Origin of the sequence: Nocardia sp. NPDC050717, from assembly GCF_040654275.1 — a bacterium.
In the GTDB taxonomy this organism is placed as follows: Bacteria; Actinomycetota; Actinomycetes; order Mycobacteriales; family Mycobacteriaceae; genus Nocardia.
The window spans coordinates 1-18,747 of sequence record NZ_JBFAHR010000032.1; the positions used below are offsets into that span (position 1 = coordinate 1).

Here is an 18,747-nt window from a genome sequence, read left to right on the forward strand (position 1 = left end):
CGCGAGATCCCCGACGCCCACGACCTGACCTCCCTGCGCCTGCTCGGCTCCGTCGGCGAACCCATCAACCCCGAAGCCTGGCGCTGGTACCGAGAAGTCATCGGCGCCAACAAGACTCCGATCGTGGACACCTGGTGGCAGACCGAGACCGGCGCCATCATGATCTCCCCGCTGCCCGGCGTCACCACCACCAAGCCCGGCGCCGCCATGGCTCCCCTGCCCGGCATCTCGGCCAAGGTCGTCGACGACGACGGCGCGCCGCTGGACAACGACGCCTCGGGTCTGCTGGTGCTGGATCAGCCGTGGCCGTCGATGCTGCGCGGCATCTGGAACGACATGGACCGCTACCGCGAGACCTATTGGCAGCGTTTCGCTTCCGAGGGCTGGTACTTCGCCGGCGACGGCGCCAAGCTCGACGCCGACGGCGACCTCTGGATCCTGGGCCGCGTGGACGACGTCATGAACGTCTCCGGACACCGCATCTCCACCGCCGAGGTCGAATCGGCGCTCGTGGGGCATCCGGCCGTGGCCGAGGCGGCAGTCGTCGGCGCGAGCGACGCCACGACCGGGCAGGGCATCGTCGCCTTCGTCATCCTCACCGGCTCGGCGACCTCCGACGACGCCTTGGTCACCGAGCTCAAAGCGGCGGTGTCCCTGGAGATCAGCCCGATCGCGCGGCCGCGGGAGATCCATCTCGTGCCGGAGCTGCCCAAGACGCGCAGCGGCAAGATCATGCGCAGGCTGCTGCGCGACGTGGCCGAGGGCCGCGAACTCGGCGACACCTCCACCCTGGTCGACCCCACCGTGTTCGAGGCCATCGCCAAGGGCTGAGCGCGGGTCGGTGTCGGGAGCCCGCGCGCCGCGCGGGCACGGGTGGAGTGGAAGCGGGCATGCTGTGAGGGTGGAGATTCCGATGTTCCCGCTGGGCGCGGTGTTGCTGCCCGGCGAACCGTTGTCGTTGCAGATTTTCGAGCCGCGCTACGTCGCGTTGGTCGAGGACTGTCTCGACGGGCGGCGGGAACCGGAGTTCGGGGTGGTGCTGATCGCCCGCGGGCACGAGGTGGGCGGCGGTGACGTGCGCACCGACGTGGGCGTGGTCGCGCGCATCACCGATGTGGTCGAGCTGTCCGGCTCGCGGTTCCGGCTGCGGTGCGTGGGCGGCGCGCGCATCCGGGTCGAGGAGTGGCTCGACGACGCGCCGTACCCGCGGGCCCAGGTGCGGGAGTGGCCGGACGAGGACGGCGCCGACGACGGCGAACTCCTCGCCGACCTGCGCAAACGCGCCGACCGCCTGCACACCCTCACCGAACGCCTTGCCCGCCGCTCCGGCATCCGCCAGCCGCCACCGTCGGCCCCGCTCGACGACCTGGCCGACGACCCGGTGATCCGCTCCTACGAACTGGCCGCCCGCCTCCCCATCGGCCCCACCGACCGCCAGGCCGCCCTCTCGGCCCCCGACCCCTACACCCGCCTGGAAACCCTCGTCACCGCCGTCGACGACGCCATCGCCATGATGGAATTCCGCCTCCAGTGACCTCGTCCCGAGACACCTCGCCGATTTTCGAACCGGAGCGCTGCCCGATCCGTTGAACCGGTAGTGAGCGTGCCGGGTCCGTGGCTCGGCCCGAGTGGATCGGAGTCAGGGATGAGCAGCGCGTGGGAGATCGATCGGCGGACGGTGATGGTCGGGGCGGGGGTGTTGGCGGCGGCCGCGACCGTGACGGCGTGCGGTGGGAAGGACGGGTCGTCGGCCGGGGCGCAGGCGCCGGCGGGCGGACCGCCGGGTGCGCTGGCGCGGACCGCCGACGTGCCGGTCGGTGGCGGCGTGATCGTGGGGGACACGGTGATCACCCAGCCGACCGCGGGAACGTTCGTCGGGCTGTCCTCGACGTGCACGCACGCGGGGTGCCGGGTGGGCAACGTCTCCGACGGCACCGTCAACTGCCCGTGCCACGGCAGCCGCTTCGGGCTCGACGGCAGCGTCCGCGGTGGTCCCGCGAGCGAGCCGCTGCCGTCGAAACCCGTACGGGTGGAGGGTGATTCGATTGTCGCGGGGTGATCAGCCCGCGTTCATCATCTCGTCCATGCGCCGCTGCATCTCCGCCTCCGAGACGTCCTCGATGTGGGTCGCCACGGTCCAGCGGTGGCCCCACGGGTCCTCGAAGGCGCCACTGCGGTCGCCGTAGAACTGGTCGGTCACGGGCGTGATCTCGGTGGCACCCGCCGCGATCGCGGCGTCGAACGCGCTGTCGGCGTCGGGGACGTAGACCATCAGGTTCACCGGCGAACCGCCGACCGCCTTCGGGTCGAGGAAGCCGATCTCGGGAACGGGGTCGCCGACCATGAGAACAGAGTCGCCCACCAGCAGCTCGCTGTGCACGATCGTGTCGCCGGGGCCCGGCATCTTCATGCGCACCGTGGCGCCGAAGATCGCGGTGTAGAAGTCGATCGCGGCCGCGGCCCCCGCGCACGAGATGCCGGGACAGATTCGCGGGTAACCAGCGGGAAAGGGAGACACATCAGACATCGGACACCTCCGGGTCGAGGGTCGTGCTCGGACCGTTCCGAGCCTATTCCCCCCGCCCGGCGCGGGGAAGGCCGTCGCCGCCATGGTCTTCCGACCGGCCCGAAAGGCTGGTAGAACTTGTTTCAGTTTTGTTGTCTGATCCGGAGGGCCGGAATATGCGGTACGGGCTCGTGCTGTTCACCAGTGACCGGGGCATCACGCCCGCCGACGCCGCGCTGGCGGCGGAGAACGCGGGGTTCGACGCGTTCTACGTCCCCGAGCACACCCACATCCCGGTGGTGCGCGCGGCCGCGCATCCCCAGACCGGCGACTCCTCGCTGCCCGACGACCGCTACCTGCGCACCCTCGACCCCTGGGTCGCGCTGGCCACGGCCGCGGCGGTGACCGAGCGCATCACGCTGTCGACGGCGGTGGCGCTGCCCGCCGAACACCATCCGATCACCCTGGCCAAGACCATCGCCTCGCTCGATCACCTCTCCGGCGGCCGGGTCGAGCTGGGTGTCGGATTCGGCTGGAACACCGACGAACTCGCCCACCACGGCGTCCCGCCCAAGAAGCGGCGGACCGTACTGCGCGAGAACCTCGACGCGATGCGCACCCTCTGGTCGCAGGAGGAAGCCGAATTCGAGGGCGAGTTCGTGCGTTTCGGGCCGAGCTGGTCCTGGCCCAAGCCGATCAGCCCGACGATCCCGGTCCTGCTCGGCGCGGGCGGCACCGAGAAGTCCTTCGGCTGGCTGGCCGCGCACGCCGACGGCTGGATCACCACCCCGACCGAGGGCGAGCTGGGCGACAAGATCGCGCTGCTGCACCGGGTCTGGCGCGAGGCCGGACGCGAGGGCACGCCGCGCGTGATCGCGCTGGCGGGGCGTCACGACGCCGACCAGCTGGCCCGCTGGGCGGAGCTGGGCGTCACCGAGACGGTGTTCGGCCTGCCCGACCGCTCGGCCGAGGAGGTCCGCGGCTACATCGCCCACCTGGGCGGCAAGCTGGCTCCCGCCGCGGTGTGATCCGCCACGCCGCTCAGGCGCGCAGTTTGCGCACCTGGGCGGCGGTGAGGTCGGCGAGCACGCCGGGGTCGACGACTTCGGGTGCGGTGACGACGATCTGGACCAGGGTGTTGCCGACCTGGACCAGCGCCGTGGCCGAGGTCAGGGTCAGGCCCTCGCTGGCCGCCGTGAGAGTGAAGGCCGAATTGGCGTCGCCCGCCTGCGGCTGGTCGAGCGGGGCGGTGCGGTAGTCGATGCGCACGCCCTCGTCCTCCCCGGTATAGGAGACGCAGCGGCGCGGCTGGTCCTGCAGCGCGTCGAACGCGCCGGACAGCGCGGCGTCGGGGTAGCTCGCGGCGTCGATGTCGATCGTCGCGAAACTCGGCCCGGCGAACTGGACGGAGGCCGCGGCCGAGGAGCCCGGCCGCTGGGAAGCGATCGGCGACAGCAGGCGGGCGCAGTCCGGCGGATCGGTTGGGGCCACCGGCGGCACCGCCGGGTCGGTGTTCTCGCCGCGCGGCGGCACCACGCTGAAGTCCCCGGGCAGATCGGCCGCCGCGAGCAGGCCGGCCGACAGGCGCGCCGGATCACTCACCGCCGCACCGGTGCCGGGGGCCGCGGTGACGGTGGGTCCGAACGGCGCGGGACAGGATCCGCCCGCACCGCACTCGTCCTCGTCGGAACCACATGCGACCACCCCGGCCAGTACCGCGCACGCCGAGACGGCCGCGCCGGCGCGCCGCAGAGTCGAACGCATCATTCGGTCCAGGAGACGCGGGTCGACTGCGTCTGCACCAGGGTGCTCTCGCTGCGCGCGTCGCGGTAGGTCTGCTGGCCGCCGACGTCGATCGCGCCCGAGACCGGCAGGGGCAGGCCGAGATCGACGGTGATGGTGCCGGTGCCCTCCATGACGTACCCGGCGATCTCGAGCGCGCCCGCGTCGTTGGGCAGCGTCCACACGTTCTCGGTCGGGGTCTGGCTCACGTGCAGATCGATGGTGAGCCGGTCGCCCTCGCGGCTGGTGAGGGTCGCGGTGGTGATCTGGTCGAGGGTGACCCCGCCGGTGATCTCCTGGTGCACCGTCCACACCGCGCCGACGCCCACAGGCTCGTCGGGGAACGCGATCGAGCGGTACACGGCCTGGTAGAAGGCCTGCTCCAGGGCCGCTCGCGCGGAGTTGGGGGTGTCGGGAGACGGGGCGAGGCGCAGCTCGGTGATGGCGCCGAGGTCGCTCATCTCCAGGCCTGCGTGCGAACCGTCGGCCGAGGTGAACGCCTTGTTCAGCGCCGGATCGGGCGTGGTGACCGTGCCCACGGTGAGGTCGACGCCGTCGTCGCCGGCGATGGCCGTCATCGGGATGGTCAGCGCGGCGGGCGAGAAGTCGCGCGCTGGCTGATCGTTGACCTGCTGCTGGATGCGGTAGTCCGTGCGCAGCGTCACCTCCTGGGTGACACCGGGGACATACCGCGAGCGCAGCAGCTCGCGCGGCTCGTCACCGGCCGACACCAGCGTGGTGACGGCGGCCGTGATCGGCACCGTCACCTCCTTGCCGATGCCGAGCGGCTCGGTGCCCTCCGTGTCGACCGGCGACGCCGACCGATCGGCGCACCCGGCGCCGAAGGTCGCGAACCCGAGCACGAGCGCCACGACCAACACCCCGGGGCGCGCGATGCGGGGCAAGCGAGAACTAGACAACACCGTCACAGCCATCAGCGTACGACCGCTTCCTGAGTAACAGCTGGGACTCCCGGCACCGCGACGAAGGCCCGATCGCCATTAGGGAATGATGGACCCGTGAGTGAAGACCGGCCCATCGACAACGCTGCCGTCCCCGAGACCGGCGACGAGGCGACCACACCGGCGACCGAGACCGCCGAGACCGCCGAACCCGCAGGTCGGCGCCGGTTGACGACGCTGCTGGCGATCGCGGCCGTGCTGTTCGGACTCGACCTGCTGACCAAATGCCTCGCCGTGGCCCTCATCGATCCCGGTGAATCGGTGCCGATCATCGGCGATTTCGCGCGGTTCACCCTGGTGCGCAACCCGGGCGCGGCGTTCTCGATGGCCACCGGCATGACCTGGCTGCTGACCCTGATCGCCGCCGCGGTGGTGATCGGCGTCATCCGGATCGGGCGCACGCTGCGCTCGCTGTGGTGGGCGATCGGCCTCGGCATGGTCCTCGGTGGGGCGCTGGGCAACCTGGTCGACCGGATCTTCCGTTACCCCGGCCCGCTGCAGGGCCATGTCGTCGATTTCGTGGCCGTCGGGTGGTGGCCGGTGTTCAACGTCGCCGATTCGGCGATCGTGTGCGGGGCGATCCTGCTGGTCGCGCTCACCGTGTTCGGTTTCGAACCGGACGGCACCCGCAGCGGCCGCAAACACACCCGGGAGGAAACCGCGTGAGGGAGACCAGGACCATGCCCGTCCCCGACGGGCTGGACGGGATGCGCGTCGACGCGGGCCTGTCCCGGCTGCTCGGGTTGTCGCGCACGGCGGTGGCCGCGCTGGCCGAGGAGGGCTCGGTGCAGCTCGACGGCGTCGCGGCGGGCAAGTCCGACCGGCTGACCGCGGGCGCCTGGCTGGAAGTGGTCTTCCCCGAACCGAAGCGGGAGCTGGTCGTGGAGGCCACCCCGGTGGAGGGGATGAAGATCCTCTACGCCGACGACGACATCGTCGCGGTGGACAAGCCGATCGGCGTCGCCGCGCACACCGGCGTCGGCTGGACCGGGCCGACCGTGGTCGGCGGGCTGGCCGCGATGGGCTACCGCATCTCCACCTCCGGCGCGCACGAACGCCAGGGCATCGTGCACCGGCTCGACGTCGGCACGTCCGGGGTGATGGTGGTCGCGCAGTCCGAACACGCGTACACGATGCTCAAGCGCGCCTTCAAGCAGCGTACGGTCGACAAGCAATATCATGCCCTCGTGCAGGGACATCCTGATCCGAGCAGCGGCACGATCGACGCGCCGATCGGACGGGCGCGCGGCAACGACTGGAAGTTCGCGGTCACCGGCGACGGCAGGCCCAGCGTCACCCACTACGACACGATCGAGGCGTTCCAGGCCGCGAGCCTGCTCGACGTGCACCTCGAGACCGGCCGCACCCACCAGATCCGCGTGCACTTCTCCGCGATCCGGCACCCCTGCGCCGGCGACCTGACCTACGGCGCCGACCCCACCCTGGCCAAGCGGCTCGGGCTGGAACGGCAGTGGCTGCACGCGCGCCAGCTCGGTTTCCACCATCCCGCCGACGGGCGCTGGCTCGAGATCACCAGCGAATACCCGGCCGACCTGGCGGGCGCACTGGACGTCCTGCGCAATGCCTGAGGACCCGCGGTCGTCCACTCCGGCACCGGATCCGGTGCCGGACGACCGCGGGCCCCTCCCCGACCCGGACCTCGTGACCGCACCCGACGAGCCGCCCGCGCGCGAGCACCGGCTCCGCACGGCACTGCTGCTCGCCGGCGCCGCCGTGCTGGCGGTGGTGGTCGTCGTCCTCGGCGTCGCCAATCCGCGCCCGACCTCCGGTGTCGCCACCGATCGGCTCGGTCCCGCGCAGGGCGAGCGGGTCGACGACTATCTGAGCGAGGCACGCGCCTCCCTCGACGGCCCCGACACCGACGCGCACTGGGCGCTGGTCTCGTTCACCGACTACCTTGCCCCGCCCCAGATCCCGGCCGCGGCCGCCGGCCTGCGGATCTCCGGGGTGATCCAGCACGTCCCGATCGAGCGGGTGCAGACGCCGGTGATCACGGTGGCCACCCCCGCGGGCGACGAACCGGCGCTGACCTCCGCCGACGCGGCGGCGGGACTGCTCGCCGCCCAGCGGTTCCGCGACCAGCGCGCCGCCGAGATCGCCAGGGTGACCGAAGCCAGGTTGCGCGCGGGCTGTGCCTGCACCGCAGGCCTGGTGGTACGCGGCACCCTGCCCGAATTGCGTGACCTGGCAACGCGACCCGGCGTCCGCTCGGTCCAGGCACTGCCCGCCGACGCGATCGCGGGCCGATTCGCGGTGGCGCCCCTGCTCCCGGAAACCACCGACGTGGTGACGCCCATCCCCGACGACGGGCCGGTCCCCGCGGAGTAGGGGCCGGTCCCCGCGGAGTAGGGGCCGAGCCACCGCGGCCTGGCCGAGCACTCACGCCGCGACGGCGGCGTGCCCGATCGTGATGTCGCCGTACATGTTCCGTGCGTGTACACGCACGGTGTCGTCGCCCGTGACGGCGGCCGCGGCGAAATCGTTGCGGACCGTGCCGTAGGCGGCGAAGGTCTCCACCTCTACGGCGCTGCCGGGACGCACCCCGACCGACAGCGTGCCCATCGAGGTCTCCACCTGCACCACCCCGCGCACGGCCGCACCGATGGTGATGTCGCCCTTGGCGGTCTTCGCGGTGACCGAACCGCGGGGACTCTCGACGACGATGTCACCCGCGGCCACGTCGAGCTCGCAGTCACCGAGCTCGCCCGTGCCGACCAGGCGGCCGAGCGCGGTCGTGGCCTTCAGCTGTGAACCCGCCGGGGCCAGGACGCTCACCTCGATCGAGTACCTGCCGCTCAACACGCCGGTGAACCACTTCTCCTCGGGCGCACGGACCGTGAGCACCCCCGCGGCGAAATCGACCTGCATCCGCTCGGCGGCACGCACATCGTTCATGCTGGACGGATCGGACGGACGGATCTCGACGACGGTGTCGGTGCGGTCGCCGGCGGTGACGACGACATCGCCGCACGGCACGTCGACGACGACGGTGATCGGGTCCGGGGTCTGGAAAGTGGGCATGACTGTGCTCCTCGGGAGATGCGATGGGGGAAGGCCGGTCCGCTCGACTGGCGAGGTCGTTCCGGCTACAACTCCCACTATATGTAGAAGTATACGTATACGCAAGAGGCGGCCGAGATGCACGGTCTGTGCGCAGGTGGAACGGGGTTTCGGCCCGCCGCGCCCGGGGCGGCGCGACGGTCCGGTGCGGTCAGTCGGGCAGCGTCACCACGCCGTCGAGATAGCGGCGGCAGCGGCCGAGCAGCAGGACGCGATCGTCGGCCAGTTCGGTGCGCAGGGCACCGCCGCGCCGGGAGAGCTGGCGCGCGGTCAGCGTCGTGCGCCCGAGCTCGCGGCGCCACAGCGGGACCAGCTGGGCGTGCGCGGAGCCGGTGACGGGGTCCTCGGGGACACCGACGCCGGGGGCGAAGAAGCGGGAGACGAAATCGGCGGAGTCGCCGGCGGCGGTCAGGACCAGCCCGCGCGGCAGGGCCGGAAAGGCGCCGAGATCCGGTGTGGCGGAGCGTACTTCGTCCTCGGTGGCGACGACGATCACTTCATCCTGACCGGTGTAGGCGCGGATCGGGGTGACACCGAGCGCGGCCACGAGGGCCGGGTCGGGATCGACCTGGACCGAGGCGAGGGCGGGGAGATCGAGGACATATTCGTCGTCGTCGGTGCGGTCGACGTGCAGCCACCCGGAGCGGGTGTAGAAGCTCACCCGGTCGTGGCCGGGATGCAGGTCCTCGATGATCTGGGCGGCCGAGGCGAGCGTGGCGTGGCCGCACATGTCGACCTCCACCGCCGGGGTGAACCAGCGCAGATGGAAGGCGGGCCATTCACCGGGCGGTCCCCCGGCGTCGGGGGGTAACTCGGAGGTGTAGAACGCGGTCTCGGCGAGGTTGTTCTCCTCGGCCAGTTGTTGCAGCAGCGCATCCGGCAGCCACGCGGACAGCGGCATGACCGCGGCCGGGTTGCCCGAGAACGGTGCGTCGGCGAACGCGTCGATCTGGTGCAGCAGTACCTCCATAGTGCGCAAAGGTACTCCAAGACCGAATGTTCGTCGGGCACAAGGGTTCTCGAGGCAACCCGGCCCTGGTCAGCGCGGCCTCACGCGCCCTGCGCGCCGACCGCGGGCACGAACTTGCCGGTGTTGCCGCTCATCCGCGCCTGCACCCACCACGCCAGCTCCACGAGCACGATGCCGACCGCGCCGCAGACGAACGCCGCCAGCGTCAGGCGCGGGTTGGACGGGTCGAGCTTGAAGAACTCTCGCGTGAACGGGATGGTGAACAGCGCGATGTAGGCGAGCACCGACACCGCGATCAACACCACCTTCCACCACACGTACGGCCGCGCGACGAGCGCGAGCACCCACACCGCGATCATGATCAGGGTGATCAGCGCCGTCGTGCCCGCCTGCACCTTCTGCGTCTCGGAGGCCTCCGGCCCCGCGTAGGCGATGAGGTACGCCACGAAGGTGGCCACGCCGATCACCACGCCCGAGGGCACGGCCAGCCGCATGACGCGGCCGACGAAGCCGGTGCGGGCCCGCTCGTTGTTCGGCGCCAGCGACAGGATGAACGCCGGGATGCCGATGGTGAACCACGCCGCGATGGTGACGTGGCGGGGCAGGAACGGATAGCCGATCGGGTCGTAGCCGAAGATCTGCGAGCCGACACCGGCCAGGCCGACCAGGAACGCCAGCAGCACCGAGTACACGGTCTTGGTGAGGAACAGATTCGAGACGCGCTCGATGTTGCCGATCACCCGGCGGCCCTCCCCCACCACATACGGCAGGGTGGCGAACTTGTTGTCCAGCAACACGATCTGGGCCACCGCGCGGGTCGCCGGGCTGCCCGCGCCCATCGCGACGCCGATGTCGGCGTCCTTGAGGGCCAGCACGTCGTTGACGCCGTCGCCGGTCATGGCGACGGTGTGCCCGCGCGATTGCAGGGCGGCCACCATGGCGCGCTTCTGGTCGGGGCGGACCCGGCCGAAGGTGGTGTCGGTGTCGAGCACGTCGGCGAGTTCGTCGCGGTTCTCGGGCAGGGTGCGCGCGTCGACCGGGTGGTCGCCGCCGGGCAGGTCCAGCGAGGAGGCGACGGCGCCGACCGAGACCGCGTTGTCGCCGGAGATCACCTTGATCGAGACCTGCTGGTCGGCGAAGTATTCGAGGGTGCCCTTGGCGTCGGGACGCACCTTCTGCTCGAGCACGACCAGCGCGGCCGGTTCGACCTCACCCGGCGCGTCGGCAGCGTCCACGGGACGGTCGCCGCGCGCCAGCAGCAGCACGCGCAGGCCCGAGGAGCCGAGTTCCTCGGCGCGCGCGGCGTCGGCCGAGGCGGGATCGAGCAGCACGTCCGGCGCGCCGAGCAGCCAATCACCGTGCGCGCCATAGGAGATGCCGCTCCACTTCTTGGCCGAGGAGAACGGCGCGATGGCGGTCTGCGACCAGCCCGGGGTGTCCGGCAGCGCCTCGGCGATGGCCTGCACGCTGGCGTTCGGGCGTGGATCGTCGCCCGCGAGCGCGGCGAGGACCTGCCGGACCAGCGCCTCGTCGAAGGCCCCGAGCGGCTCGACCTGCGCCAGGCGCATGCCGTTCTCGGTGAGGGTGCCGGTCTTGTCCGCGCACACCACGTCGACGCGGGCCAGGCCCTCGATCGCGGGCAGTTCCTGGACCAGGCAGTTGCGCTTGCCCAGTCGCACCACGCCGACCGCGAACGCGATCGAGGTCATCAGGACCAGGCCCTCGGGCACCATCGGCACCAGCGCGGCGACCATGCCGGTGACCGCCGGGCGCCAGGACTCGCCACTGGAGACCAGCTGGTTGTAGATGCTCAGCGCGCCCGCCGGAATCAGCAGGTAGGTGATGAACTTGAGGATCTTGTCGATGCCGGAGCGCAGCTCGGAGTGCACGAGGGTGAACTTGCTGGCCTCCTCGGCCAGCTTCGCCGCGTAGGCGTCCTTGCCGACCTTGGTCGCGCGGTAGGCTCCCGAGCCCGACACCACGAAGCTGCCCGACATCACCGGGGCACCGACGCCCTTGTCGATCGGATCGGCCTCACCGGTGAGCAGCGACTCGTCGATCTCGAGCGCGGCCGACTCCTCGACCTCGCCGTCGACGACGATCTGGTCGCCGGGGCCGAGCTCGATCAGATCGTCGAGCACCACCTCGCCGGGCGAGACCTGCGTGGCGACGCCGTCGCGGCGCACCGTCGGCTTGGCCTGGCTGACGATGGCGAGCTGGTCCAGGGTCCGTTTGGCTCTGATCTCCTGGATGATGCCGACCGCGCTGTTGGCCACGATGAGCAGGCCGAACATGCCGTCGATCAGCGAGCCGGTGGCCAGCACCAGCAGGAAGAGCACGCCGAGGATGGCGTTGATGCGGGTGAAGACGTTGGCCCGGACGATGTCGCGGACCGAGCGGCTGGCTCTGGCGGGGACATCGTTGGTGCGCCCGTCACGGCGTCGTTCCTCGACCTGTGCCGCGGTCAACCCGGTCGCCGCGGGCTCCTGCACGGAAATGGACATGCTCGTCAGGCTACGTCAGTCGTAACATGGGATGAATGCAGCGCAGCCCCTCTCCGCCCGGTGTCGTCTTCGGGACCGGCGCCTACCTGATCTGGGGCATGTTCCCGGCGTTCTTCGGGTTGCTGGCCTTCGCCTCGGCCGCCGAAGTCGTGGCGCAGCGCATCATCTGGACGCTCGTCGTCGTGCTGATCGTGCTGGCGGTGGCCGGGCGGCTGCGGGCGATGCGCGGGATCGACGCGCGCACCTGGCGGCTCGCGGCGGCCGCGTCGGCGGCGATCGCCATCAACTGGGGCACCTATGTGTACGGCGTGAATTCCGGGCATGTCGTGGAGTGCGCGCTGGGGTACTTCATCAACCCGCTCGTCACCGTGGCGTTCGGCGTGGTGCTGTTCCGCGAACGGCTCACCCGCGCACAGTGGGTGGCACTGGGGCTCGGCGCGCTCGCGGTGGTCGTGCTGACCGTCGACTACGGGCGACCGCCCGTGATCGCCCTGGTGCTGGCCTGCTCGTTCGCCACCTACGGGCTGGTCAAGAAGGTGATCCGGCTCGACGCGCTGCGCGGCATCGCGGCCGAGGGCATCGTCGCGTTCCCGTTCGCCCTGGCCTTCCTGATCGCCCTGATGGCCACCGGCCGCAGCGAATTCACCTCCACCCCCGCCCATGTCGGCCTGATGCTGGCGACCGGACCGGTCACCCTGATCCCGCTGCTGCTGTTCGCGGTGGCCGCCCAGCGCGTGCCACTGTCCACCATGGGCATCCTGCAATACCTGACCCCCGCCCTCCAGATGGCCTGGGGCGTGGCCGTCATGCACGAACCCATGCCCGCCTCCCGCTGGGCCGGTTTCGCCCTCATCTGGGCGGCCCTGGCCGTCTTCACCACCGACGCCCTGCGGCGGGCCGGACGGGCGCGTCGCGCGGCGGTAGCGGCCACGCCCGTAGACGAGGTCACTACGCCTTAGCTCGCGCACCGGTCCACCTCCACCGCGGGCCGACCGGCCTGGGTCGCCTGCCCCCGCGTGCCGACACCGAATTGCCGGTGCCACGCACAATCCGACCGGTAGGCTCGATCGGCTGGATGGTGGAGAGCGGCGCTCGGGAGGGGTGGTTCGGTTGGTCGGTTCGGGGTTCTCGGATCGGGTGGCGGGGGTGCTCGTCGGTGGGGCCGCGGGCGATGCCCTGGGGGCCGGCTACGAGTTCACGAAACCCGGGCCCGCGACGGTGATCGACATGATCGGTGGCGGGGTGTTCGACTGGGCGCCGGGTGAGTGGACCGACGACACCTCGATGGCGCTGGCCATCGTGCTGGCGGCGGTGAACGGGCCGGGGATCGACCTGGACGCGGTCGCCCAGGGGTTCGTGGCCTGGTTCGACTCGGACCCGCCGGACATCGGCAACCAGACTCGCACCGTGCTGTCGGCCAGGCCCTCGTCCGCGCTCGACATGCAGGCGGTCGCGATGTCGCTGACCGGGCTGACCGGCGGCAACGGCTCGTTGATGCGCACCGCGCCGGTGGCCCTGGCCTACCTCGACGACGCCGCCGCGTGCGTCGCCGCGGCAGGCCGGATCGGGATGCTCACCCACTACGACGAGCAGGCCGTCGAAGCCTGCAAGCTGTGGACCTACGCGGTGCGCCACGCCGTGCTGCACGCCGATTTCGGCGGGGTGCGCGAATACCTCAGCGGCTCAGCGCATTCGGCGTACTGGACCGAGCGTCTCGACGAGGCCGAGCAGGGCACCCCCGCGGACTTCCCGAACAACGGCTGGGTCGTACATGCCCTGCAGACCGCGTGGTGGGCCATCAGCACCACCGACCAGTCCACGCCCGAGCATCTCCCCCGCGCCCTGGAAGCCTGCGTCCGCGCGGGCAACGACACCGACACCACGGCCGCCATCGCAGGCGGCCTGCTCGGCGCCCGCTGGGGAGCGTCGGCCGTTCCGCCGCGCTGGCGGGCCATGCTCCACGGCTACCCCGGCCTCACCGGCGCCGACCTCCCCGACCTGGCGCAACGTATCGCCGCGCACTCGCGCTGAGCGCCGACTCGACGCGAGGTGAACATCGCCCGATGTCCGGAACGGCCGGATGGGAGACGACGATGTCACCTCTCCCCACAGCAGCTCTGTGATTCGGCGCGCCGAGAGCACGGATCCTGATGGATCGGTTAGCCAGTGGTGGAACCGCTGCCTTCCGATGCGGTACAACCGCGTTCAGCGGGAGTTGCGGAGCACCACATCGAGATTGTGCCGCAGGTCGACCACGGTCGGATCGTCGGATCCATAGGCACGCAGGGCCGTTCGGTATGCCTGGTCCAGGATGAGCGCGGCCCCCTGCCTGTCGCCGGACTTGAACAGGCCGGCCCCGACCGCTTGGGCGGTGGCCAGCGTCTCGGGGTGCTCGCTGCCGAGTGCCGCCTTCTTGGCCTCCAGAACCGTCAGAAGCAGGGGTAGCCCCTCGGCCCACTCGTGCATGAGTAGCAGCGCAGAGCCCAGATTGTGCGCGGCGCTCAGGGTGAGGGGATGGTTCGGGCCGAGGGAGCGGGTGGCGCGGTGGTGGGCGTCGCGATGCCACGCGGCCGCATCGGGAAAGTTCCGCTGCTGATAGCAGGCGGATCCGAGGGCGTCGATGACGGTGATCGTGAAGGGATGCTCCGCTCGGATCTCGGCTTCACAGTCGGCGAGCAGTTCGGTCAGTGCGGACTCGGCCGATCCGTGGCTGCCGACGTCGAGCAACCGCAGTGCCTCCCCGAGGCGCCGTTCGAGTTGCACGGGAACGCGATCCGATCGACGCCGTATGAATCTCACAGCGGCCTCCATCGCCGGGCGGTTCCTTCAGGGTAACCCGCCGCCACCCTCACATCGGGCGATTCGAACCGCCACCTCCGGAACAGATGTCGTTGCGCCGCACCCACTTCGACGAGTTCCGCACCCACCGGTCGCGCCGATTACATACCGAACACCCGCACCGATTCCTGCGTGACGCAGAACACGGACAACCCGACTCGTTCATGCTGATGGGCATGGCGAATCGATGGGTCGGGATCACGATCGACTGCACCAACCCGACGCGACTGGCATCATTTTGGAGCACGATTCTGGATATCCCCGTCACGGCCGAACACGGTGATGATCCGGGATGGGCAACCATCGGCTCACGCTTCGACGACAGACCACGCTTGACCTTCCAACGAGTGGCCGAGCCCAAGATCGGAAATGTTCGCATCCACCTCGACATCGAGGTTGACGACATCGAAGCCGGTTGCCGTGCGGTCGAGAATTCGGGCGGCCGCTGGTCCGGTGAGCGGCACGACTACGACGAGGGCGTCGTCATGGTCATGAGCGATCCCGAGGATCACGAGTTCTGCCTGGTCCAGTATTTCCGTTGTGGCTCCAACTGATCGGCACGGTTCGACGAAAACCCATAGGGACACCCGCTTCGGCCACGGCAGGCCACGGCGGTCCTGTACCGATCGCCGCGGGCCGAGGTCGAGCGCGCGCTCGATCTCGGCCGGTCGGCGTCGACTACCAGGCAGTGATGATCGGGCCAGGAGTCCAGGTCCCCCAACGGTTGTCGGAGGACACCGTCGGCTGTGCCGGGACGGCGGTGCTGTCCAGCGGCAGGTACTGCTCGAGCGAACCCCAGTCGCGGTCCCAGTCGTTGTTCAGGTAGGTCGGCAGGGTGCGGGCCGTGAACAGCAGTTGGGTCCAGCCGAGCGGGCCGCCGCCGTCGTGGCCCTGCCACAGGTTGGTGATGGTGGCGCCGTTGCGGTCGGGCAGGATGCGGTACTCGGGCAGCGCCGAGATGCCGTTGTAGGTCGGCAGGTGGTTCTGGCACGGGAAGTGCAGTCCCACCGCCCAATCCAGCAGCACGGGGGTGTCGCTGCCGACGACGGCGTTGAGCGTGGTCAGCTTCGGCACGCGCGGCGGGGTGACGGCGAGCCACTGATCGGGGCCCAGATCGCGGTCCTGCGCGACCAGCCGGACGACGCCGGCCTCGGCGGGCACCTGATCGAGCGGCACGCGCAGATTGCGCCACATCGGCGCGGGGCCGATGTCGATCGGCGCCACCCGACCGGCCGGTGTGACCGAGCCGTCGGGTCCGGCGGTGCCGTACTCGACCGTCAATTCCTGGCCGGGATGCACGATGCCGTCGGCGTCGACCGAGCGGATCCGGCCTGCCACCGCCACCGTCAGCAGCGGTCCGCGCGGACCGTCGGGCAGGCGGAACCAGCCGCTGGTGAGCGCGGCGGGTTCCTGCGCGCCGGAGCGGTAGCTGCCCAGCACCGGGGTGGTCGCTGGATCGAGGCCGAACGGGAGCGCGAGCGAGCCCTGCCGGGACTCCGAGCCCGCCGAGGTGGAGGCGTCGCGCAGCTTGTCGGGATCGTCGGAGACCGAATTGGCCTGTCCCGTGGTCGATTCCACCTCGTCGGAGGTGAGGACCGGGGCCACGCCGTCGGGCCGGAAGCCGGTGGCTTCGGTGCCTGCCAGCGCCGTCGTCACGTCACCGGTCAGCGGGACGAGCACGGAGGCGTTCGGGTCGGTCTCGACGAGGACCTCGTCGGCCATGCCGCAGCCGCCGGCGAAGGCCGCCTGGAAGTTGGAGTTCGCCAGCGAGTACGCCGGATGCTGCGCCACGGTCGCCTTCGCGAACGAGGCCACCTCGAAGAGCACCATCATGGCGGCGACGACGGCGAGCACGGGCACCCGCGACAGCCGACCGGCCGTGGGCGACGGGTTCGGGTGGATGTGGAACCACGCGGCGATCGCCAGGCACAGCGCCGTGAGCCCGGCGAACAGCGTCGAGACGCCGAAACCGGCGAGGGTCGGCGGCTTGTCCCACCACGGGATGCCCCAGGACGACGCGTACCAGTACCCGTTGGCGCCGACCCAGGTCATCGCCAGCGCGAAGAACACCGCGGCGGCGAACAGCGCCCGGTTGCGCAGGGGCCGCAGCACGGCCGGGCTCACCGCGACCGCGGTCACCGCGGCGACGCAGGTGCCAAGACCGGCGAACACACCGAACTGGTGGGTCCACTTGGTGGGCGAGAACATCATCAGCACCATGGCGGCCAGGGTGATCCCGAGCAGCCTGCGCGTCGGGCCCGTCGCGGTGCCGGGGATGTGACCGCCGCGCCGGAGCATGGTCGCCGCGCAGACGATCAGGCCGAGCAGCATGACGAACACCCCGAAGCGCCGGGTCAGCCAGCCGTCGGCGTTGATCTGCAGCAGGTACTGGTAGCGCAGGAACTCGAAGAACCAGGATTCGCCGGGCCCGATCTTGCCGTGCACCTCGAACATCTCCCGCACGCCTGCCAGGGTGCGGTCGGCGAAGACCACGGTCAGCACGACCGTGCCCGCGGCCAGGATCGGCAGCAGCTGCGCGAGATAGCCGACCGACTTGGCCCGGCGCACGATGACGGCCGTGACCGTGCGGGCGCCCGCCACCAGCGCGCCGAGACAGATCAGCCCCGACGGCGCGCCGGTGAGGGTGAACGCGGCCACGATCACCGCGACCGCGAAGGGCAGCAGCCTGCGGGTGGCGATGGATCGCTCCACCGACACCCACGTGACCAGCACACCCAGCGCGACGACGAATTCCGCGCGCAGGCCGTTGTTGTAGGGCAGCCAGAAGGCGAGGAACACCAGGGCCGCGGTCCAGGTGGCGACCCGCTGGCGGCGCACCGCCGTCCCCAGCCGGGGCAGCACCTCGCGGCTGATCAGCCACCAGGTCAGCAGCCCGGCGCCGAGCGCGGGCAGCCGGACCACCGGGCTCGCCGTGGACAGGTGGGTGAGCCAGCCGATGATGTCGGTGTAGGGCGTGTAGAACGGGCCCTCGTCGACGCTGAACCAGCGGTAGTAGTTCGACATGTTGCCGGAACTGCGCGCGCCCCTGGCCATCCCGAGGATGTAGCCGTCGTCGGAGGTGTTGGCGCCGATGAAGTGCCACACGGTGAGGACCGCGAACACCAGCCAGTCCACCGGGCGCAGCCGCCACCAGCGCTGCGGCAGGAACCGGCGGGCCGAGCGACCGTCGCGCGCGTCGAGCCGGTGCAGCGCGAACAGCGACAGCGCCGTCGCCAGCAGGCACAGCACGATCGCGGCGAGCTTGATCCAGGTGGGCGAGGTGATGTAGCGCGAATCGGCGACCACGTCGACGGCGAGGCCGGTGGGCGGCGCGCCGGTGAGTTCGCTGAAGACACCGACGACCTGGGGCCGCAGATCGGTGGACACCGTCGCGCCCGCGGCGCCGAGCCCGGTCGCGGTGACCGCGGCCTCGCGCGGGGTGATCGAGGCCGAGATCGCGCAGTCGGCGCCGACGACATCGGCCAGCGGCGCCGTCCACAGCAGCGTCGAGCGCGACACCACGTCGACGCGGCCGGGCCGCTCGTCGGTGTCGGCGACGACCTTGACCACGAAGCCGTACTTCTCGCGATCCGCCGACTGGTACGGGATCGTCGACACCGCGACCCCGCCGGTCGCGGCCAGCGAGCTCAGCGCGGCGCACGGCACGGTGGCGGTGAGTTCGGCCGGCGCGTAGGCGACGAGCGGGGACTCGACCGCGGTGAGGGTGCCGCGCTGCGGCCACGACACCGTCGCGGTGTCCACCCGCACGGGCAGCAACGGTATGGCGATCGCGCTCAGAACGCCGATGAGGGCGGCGACGATCGCGACGATGCGAACCCCTCCGCCGGCCCGATCCCGTCGCGCGGGCTCCGAAGCATCCTCGGTCGGATGCCCCGGCCGCACGATCGTCTCAACCACGGGGCCCGATAGTAGCCGCGCGGCGGACTCCTCGCGAAAACGCCCGAAGCCCCGGCCACGACGGGTGTCGGGCCGGGGCTTCGGGGGGTCGGGTCAGGCGCAGGCGACCGACTGCTGACCCAGGTTGGTCAACATGGTGCAGGCCCACGACTTCTGGACCTTCCACTTGCCCTCCTCGGCCACGAA

General features: G+C 71.0%; 18 protein-coding genes. 10 read left to right on the forward strand and 8 right to left on the reverse strand.

Annotation, left to right across the window (positions count from 1 at the left end; genetic code table 11):
• The 3 genes from AB0H56_RS31605 to AB0H56_RS31615 form a co-directional block, all read left to right on the forward strand.
• Positions 1-831, forward strand: an 831-nt coding sequence (locus tag AB0H56_RS31605; RefSeq protein WP_357170396.1) for an AMP-binding protein, incomplete at its 5' end; no start/stop codon positions are given.
• Positions 832-913: 82 nt separating this feature from the next.
• Positions 914-1,534, forward strand: a complete 621-nt coding sequence (locus tag AB0H56_RS31610) for an LON peptidase substrate-binding domain-containing protein (protein WP_357170444.1) — start codon at positions 914-916, stop codon at positions 1,532-1,534.
• Between the two features lie 111 nt (positions 1,535-1,645).
• Entirely contained in the window at positions 1,646-2,059 is a 414-nt protein-coding gene (locus AB0H56_RS31615) for a Rieske (2Fe-2S) protein (protein WP_357170399.1), read from the forward strand.
• On the opposite strand, the gene AB0H56_RS31620 is transcribed toward AB0H56_RS31615, so the two are convergent.
• Positions 2,060-2,527 carry a VOC family protein gene (locus AB0H56_RS31620; RefSeq protein ID WP_357170402.1) on the reverse strand — a complete coding sequence of 156 codons (468 nt, stop codon included), beginning with the start codon at positions 2,525-2,527 and terminating at the stop codon, positions 2,060-2,062.
• A gap of 155 nt (positions 2,528-2,682) precedes the next feature.
• On the opposite strand from AB0H56_RS31620, the gene AB0H56_RS31625 reads away from it, so the two are divergent.
• The gene (locus tag AB0H56_RS31625; protein ID WP_357170405.1) at positions 2,683-3,534 is read left to right on the forward strand and encodes a TIGR03619 family F420-dependent LLM class oxidoreductase; all 852 of its coding nucleotides are present in this window, start codon (positions 2,683-2,685) and stop codon (positions 3,532-3,534) included.
• 13 nt (positions 3,535-3,547) lie between these two features.
• Here AB0H56_RS31625 and AB0H56_RS31630 read toward each other — a convergent pair whose 3' ends face one another.
• Together AB0H56_RS31630 and AB0H56_RS31635 are read right to left on the reverse strand one after the other, a co-directional pair.
• On the reverse strand, positions 3,548-4,273 hold the full coding sequence (locus tag AB0H56_RS31630) for a hypothetical protein (RefSeq protein WP_357170408.1): 726 nt from the start codon (positions 4,271-4,273) through the stop codon (positions 3,548-3,550).
• Positions 4,270-5,160: a hypothetical protein gene (locus tag AB0H56_RS31635; RefSeq protein ID WP_357170411.1), complete on the reverse strand. Its 891-nt coding sequence runs from the start codon at positions 5,158-5,160 to the stop codon at positions 4,270-4,272. Before AB0H56_RS31635 ends, AB0H56_RS31630 begins: the two co-directional genes overlap by 4 nt.
• Positions 5,161-5,307: 147 nt before the next feature.
• Between AB0H56_RS31635 and lspA the strand changes: the two genes are divergently transcribed.
• The 3 genes from lspA (at position 5,308) to AB0H56_RS31650 (ending at position 7,599) form a co-directional block, all read left to right on the forward strand.
• Positions 5,308-5,916 (forward strand): signal peptidase II, encoded by a 609-nt coding sequence (lspA, locus tag AB0H56_RS31640; RefSeq protein WP_357170414.1) that lies wholly within the window; start codon positions 5,308-5,310, stop codon positions 5,914-5,916.
• Positions 5,913-6,839, forward strand: coding sequence for an RluA family pseudouridine synthase (locus AB0H56_RS31645; RefSeq protein ID WP_110040745.1), 927 nt, complete (start codon positions 5,913-5,915; stop codon positions 6,837-6,839). The genes lspA and AB0H56_RS31645 overlap by 4 nt, the downstream gene beginning before the upstream one ends.
• Positions 6,840-6,912: 73 nt before the next feature.
• Complete coding sequence (locus tag AB0H56_RS31650; protein WP_357170417.1) at positions 6,913-7,599, forward strand: hypothetical protein; 687 nt, start codon at positions 6,913-6,915, stop codon at positions 7,597-7,599.
• Between the two features lie 51 nt (positions 7,600-7,650).
• On the opposite strand, the gene AB0H56_RS31655 is transcribed toward AB0H56_RS31650, so the two are convergent.
• The 3 genes from AB0H56_RS31655 to AB0H56_RS31665 form a co-directional block, all read right to left on the reverse strand.
• Positions 7,651-8,292, reverse strand: a complete 642-nt coding sequence (locus AB0H56_RS31655; protein ID WP_357170420.1) for a hypothetical protein — start codon at positions 8,290-8,292, stop codon at positions 7,651-7,653.
• Positions 8,293-8,482: 190 nt separating this feature from the next.
• Positions 8,483-9,301 carry a PhzF family phenazine biosynthesis protein gene (locus AB0H56_RS31660; RefSeq protein ID WP_357170423.1) on the reverse strand — a complete coding sequence of 273 codons (819 nt, stop codon included), beginning with the start codon at positions 9,299-9,301 and terminating at the stop codon, positions 8,483-8,485.
• A gap of 80 nt (positions 9,302-9,381) precedes the next feature.
• Positions 9,382-11,805 (reverse strand): HAD-IC family P-type ATPase, encoded by a 2,424-nt coding sequence (locus tag AB0H56_RS31665; RefSeq protein WP_357170426.1) that lies wholly within the window; start codon positions 11,803-11,805, stop codon positions 9,382-9,384.
• A 35-nt stretch (positions 11,806-11,840) separates the two neighbouring features.
• On the opposite strand from AB0H56_RS31665, the gene rarD reads away from it, so the two are divergent.
• Together rarD and AB0H56_RS31675 are read left to right on the forward strand one after the other, a co-directional pair.
• On the forward strand, positions 11,841-12,764 hold the full coding sequence (gene rarD, locus AB0H56_RS31670) for an EamA family transporter RarD (RefSeq protein ID WP_357170429.1): 924 nt from the start codon (positions 11,841-11,843) through the stop codon (positions 12,762-12,764).
• Positions 12,765-12,906: 142 nt separating this feature from the next.
• A complete protein-coding gene (locus AB0H56_RS31675; protein ID WP_357170432.1) occupies positions 12,907-13,836 on the forward strand; it encodes an ADP-ribosylglycohydrolase family protein in 930 nt (309 codons plus the stop codon).
• 174 nt (positions 13,837-14,010) lie between these two features.
• Here AB0H56_RS31675 and AB0H56_RS31680 read toward each other — a convergent pair whose 3' ends face one another.
• Positions 14,011-14,568, reverse strand: coding sequence for a tetratricopeptide repeat protein (locus AB0H56_RS31680; protein WP_357170435.1), 558 nt, complete (start codon positions 14,566-14,568; stop codon positions 14,011-14,013).
• Positions 14,569-14,690: 122 nt separating this feature from the next.
• On the opposite strand from AB0H56_RS31680, the gene AB0H56_RS31685 reads away from it, so the two are divergent.
• Positions 14,691-15,197 (forward strand): VOC family protein, encoded by a 507-nt coding sequence (locus AB0H56_RS31685; RefSeq protein WP_357170438.1) that lies wholly within the window; start codon positions 14,691-14,693, stop codon positions 15,195-15,197.
• Between the two features lie 124 nt (positions 15,198-15,321).
• On the opposite strand, the gene AB0H56_RS31690 is transcribed toward AB0H56_RS31685, so the two are convergent.
• Entirely contained in the window at positions 15,322-18,561 is a 3,240-nt protein-coding gene (locus tag AB0H56_RS31690; protein WP_357170441.1) for an arabinosyltransferase domain-containing protein, read from the reverse strand.
• Between the last annotated feature and the right edge of the window lie 186 nt (positions 18,562-18,747).